The 3,912-nt window shown below is 72.3% G+C and carries 3 protein-coding genes; 1 reads left to right on the top strand and 2 read right to left on the bottom strand.

Features of this window, described 5'->3' with window-relative positions; genetic code table 11:
* Positions 1-48: 48 nt before the first annotated feature.
* Positions 49-852 carry a CPBP family intramembrane glutamic endopeptidase gene (locus tag G6039_RS29795; RefSeq protein WP_006944640.1) on the bottom strand — a complete coding sequence of 268 codons (804 nt, stop codon included), beginning with the start codon at positions 850-852 and terminating at the stop codon, positions 49-51.
* A 719-nt stretch (positions 853-1,571) separates the two neighbouring features.
* Here G6039_RS29795 and G6039_RS29790 point away from each other — a divergent pair.
* The gene (locus G6039_RS29790; protein WP_006944638.1) at positions 1,572-1,841 is read left to right on the top strand and encodes a hypothetical protein; all 270 of its coding nucleotides are present in this window, start codon (positions 1,572-1,574) and stop codon (positions 1,839-1,841) included.
* 244 nt (positions 1,842-2,085) lie between these two features.
* Here G6039_RS29790 and G6039_RS29785 read toward each other — a convergent pair.
* On the bottom strand, positions 2,086-3,912 hold a 1,827-nt coding region (locus G6039_RS29785; protein ID WP_277606689.1), incomplete at its 5' end, for a Kelch repeat-containing protein.

Genomic DNA, 3,912 nt, shown 5'->3' with positions numbered 1-3,912 from the left:
GGGTCGGGATGGTCGCCGTTCACGACCTCCCAATGTACGCAGCCCGGGCTAGGGCAGCCAGGACACGTGCCCGCGCAGCGCCTGGTAGCCGACGAATGCGACGCTGTCGATCAGCGCGTGCGCCACCACCAGCGGCCACAGCTGCGACGTGCGCTGCCAGTACCGGCCGAACACCAGACCCATGACGACGTTGCCGAGCCCGCCGCCGAGGCCCTGGTAGAGGTGGTAGCTGCCGCGCAGCAGCGACGAGGCGAGCAGCGAGGAGTTCTCCGACCAGCCGAGCTGCCGCAGTCGGGTGATCAGGTACGCAACGACGAGAACCTCCTCGGCGGCGGAGTTCGCGATCGCCCACAGCACCAGCGCCGGCAGCCGCCACCAATAGTCCTCGAGGGTGCTGGGCGCGACGGTGAGGTTGATGCCCGCCGCCCGTGCCACCAGGTACAGGCCGAGCCCGGGGATTCCTATGAGCGCGGCCAGCCCCACGCCGGGGAGCAGGCCGCGGCGCAGCTGGTCCCGGGCGAAGCCGATCGCCTTCGGGCCGATGCCGCTGCGCCACAGCAGGTACACCCCGAGCGCAGCCCATGCCAGCAACCGGACGATGCCGAGCACCTGCCGGGCCAGGTCGATGAACTGCTGCGACGAGCGGGGGACGTTCAGCGCGACGGTCTGGTCGGACAGCGGCTCCGGTGCGAGTGCGGATTCGAGCAGCGACAGCATCGACGACAGCCCGCTCAGGCCGAAGGTGACGAGCAGGACGATGGTGACCTCGACCCACAGGGCGCGGCGGGCCGTCGGGTCGAGGGGCTCGGCGGGTGGCCGGGGCGGTGGCGTCAGCCAGGTACGGATCGTCACGGTCGCGATTGTGCCGCGTCGCGGCGGGCCTCTCACATCCTGATCTTGATCGCGTCCCGACGGGAGTTGACGCCCAGCTTGCGGTAGATCGAGCGCTGGTGGGTTTCGCACGGACACGAACAGCGCGGCGGCGATCTCCTCCGCTGTCATCGGGGTGCGGAGGTAGGCGAGTATCTCCCGCTCCCGGGCGGACAGCCGGGCGGGCGGTACCCGAGCAGTCGCGAGCGTCTCGTCGGCCCGGACGAGGCGTGCGGTGACAAGGCGGCTCGCCTAGACGAACGCGAGAGCCTGCACGCCGGAGAGGTTGCCGACACCTCGACAGCGCGCTTCGGGTGACGAGCAGGGCGATATCCCTTCGCCGTCAGTGCCGTGACGACGGGGACGTTCGTGGTGTGCCGCAGCGGATCGGCCAGGTCGAGCGCACGGGCGGACCCGACCGACCTCTCCACGAGCAGGGCGTGCGCCATACGCGTGTAGACCGGCCAGGGGACCCCGTGCTCGTCGCTCGCGGGCACACGGTCGAGCAGTTCCCGCGCACGGGTGAGTTCACGGACGTCTCCCAGCGCAGCGACAGTCGAGGCGAACGGGTGGGCCGCACTCGACGTGCGCTGTCCGGGGTCCCTCCGGTCGGCCGCGGTGAACACCGCAGCGGCGAGAGTCCCGAAAGACGTTCGCCCCGATAATCATTCGCATTCGAGCTCAGCGTCTATGCTGTCGCCATGTTGCTCATCGGAATCCTCGTGTTCGGCATGGTCGTCGGCGCCGCGGCCCAGTTGCTGCTGGGCAGGTCGGCGGGGCGGATCGATTGGACCCTCGCCTTCGCTGCCGGGCTCGCCGGGTCCTTCGTAGGCGGGCTGCTCGTCAGTCTTCTGGCCGGCGACGGACTGTCGCTACGGCCGAGCGGGATCATCGGCTCGCTCGTGGGGGCGCTGCTCGTCACCGGTGCGGTGGGCTGGTGGCGGGCACGTTCCGCCACGCCGAAGCCCTGACCCTCGGAGTGCGGGCGCGGAGCGGTGTGCAAGCTTCGAACGGGTCCTCGTCGGTCGTTCGTCGGAGATGACATTCCCGTCCATGCCTGGCGGGTCGTCGGTGGGCCGACCACGATGACCTCCAGTCGGCCGCGTCATGTGGCGCGGAGGAGGTAGGGCCGCGGTGTGTTCTTCGGGCGGCCGGTGTGTCCTTTGGGTTGCCCCAGCCGCCCGAAGGACACACCGGCCGCGAAGCGGCCTTTCCTCACCAGAAGTCCAGTGCCTCCGCCAACGCGGTGGACTGCGCGTGGGTGGGCCGCTGCGCGCCGTCGACGGCGTAGACGGTGGTGCCCACGGTCGCGACGACGAGACCGTGCCGGGCGACGCCCATCGGTGGCAGCTCGGACCAGGTGCCGGTGGTCAGGTCGAACGCCTCGACGTCGGCGAGGACGCGGGTGGGTTCCTCGCCGCCGACGGCGACGATGCGGCCGTCGAGGTGGGTGACACCGAGCCCGCCGCGGGGGGTGGGCATGTCGGGAAGCTGCGTCCAGGTGTCGGTGGCGGGGTCGTAGCGCTCGACGGTGGCGACGTTCTTGTCGGCGGCCAGGTCCCGGCCGCCGACGGCGTAGGCGTAGGTGCCGTCGGTGGTGGCGGCGAGGTGCTCGCGCGGGGTCGGCAGGTCGGCGACCGTGCTCCAGCCGCTGCCGTCGAAGACGTCGGTCGTGGCGAGGAGGGTGTCGTCGGCCTGACCGCCGAACACGTAGATCCTGTCCCCGATGGTGACGGCGGCCGCGGCGGCACGCGCCTGCGGCATGGCCGGTAGTTCGGTCCACTGCCCGTCGCGCAGCGCGAACACCCGATCCGACGGTCGGGCGGTGAGGTCGGCGCCCTCGGGCACCCAGCCGCCGAGCACCACCAGCTCGTCCGCGTACTCGACGGCCATCGCGTGGTTGAGCGGGAGGGGGAGATCGGGTCCGACCTTCCAGGTGTCGATGGCCGGGTCGTAGCCCTCCACCCGGGCGGTGGACCCGTTGTTGTCGAGTCCGCCGAACACCCACACGGTGCCGTCGGCGACGGTGGCGGCGGTCTGCTGGCGGGCGGTGGGGGCGTCGCGCAGCTGCCGCCACGCCGGCCCGGGCTGGACGCGGCGCGGCGGGATCTGCAGCGCCTCGGTGACGGAGGTCGACTCGGCGTGGGTGGGTCCGGTGGCGCCGTCGATGGCGTAGACGGTGTCGCCGACCGCGCCGAGGACCAGCCCGTGCCGCGGGGTCCGCAGGTCCGGCAGCTCGGACCACGTGCCGGTGGTCAGGTCGAACGCCTCGACATCGGCGAGGACGCGGGTGGGTTCCTCGCCGCCGGCGGCGACGATGCGGCCGTCGATGTAGGTGGCGCCGAGCCCGCCGCGCGGGGTGGGCATGTCGGGCAGGGCGGTCCATGCGCCGGTGGTGGGGTCGAAGCGCTCGAGGGTGGCGACGTTCTTGTCGGCGGACAGGTCCCGGCCGCCGATCGCGTAGGCGTAGGTGCCGTCGGTCGCGGCCGCGAGGTGCTCGCGCGGGGTCGGCAGGTCGGCGACCGTGGTCCAGGCGGTGCCGTCGAACACGTCGGTGGGGCGGATCAGGGTGTCGTCGGCCTGACCGCCGAACACGTAGATCTTGTTTCCGATGGTGACGGCGGCGCCGGCGGCACGGGCCCGGGGCATCGGTGGCATCTCCACCCATTCACCGTTTCGGACGGCGAAGACCCGGTTCGATGCGGTGGCGGTGAGGTCGGGGCCGTCCGGGATCCAGCCGCCGAGGACGACGGGCACGCCGTCCCACGTGACGGCTGTCGCGTGGTTGAGCGGGATCGGCAGGTCGGGTCCGGCCTTCCAGGTGTCGATGGCCGGGTCGTAGCCCTCGTGGGCGGGGGAGGAGCCGGAGTCGTCCAGGCCGCCGAACACCCATACGGTGCCGTCGGCGACGGTGGCGGCGGTCTGCTGGCGGGCGGTGGGCGCGTCCCGCAGCGGTCGCCACGCGGCGGTCGGGGCGACCTCGGTGGTCTCGCCGGCCGCGGCGGTCCCGGTGTCGCCGGGCTGCCGTGTCGCCACGTAGAC

The sequence above is a fragment of the Rhodococcus aetherivorans genome (assembly GCF_011058165.1).
Taxonomy (GTDB): Bacteria; Actinomycetota; Actinomycetes; order Mycobacteriales; family Mycobacteriaceae; genus Rhodococcus; species Rhodococcus aetherivorans.
The sequence above is the reverse complement of the archived record's forward strand: the minus strand, read 5'-3'. Positions and strand labels throughout refer to the sequence as shown.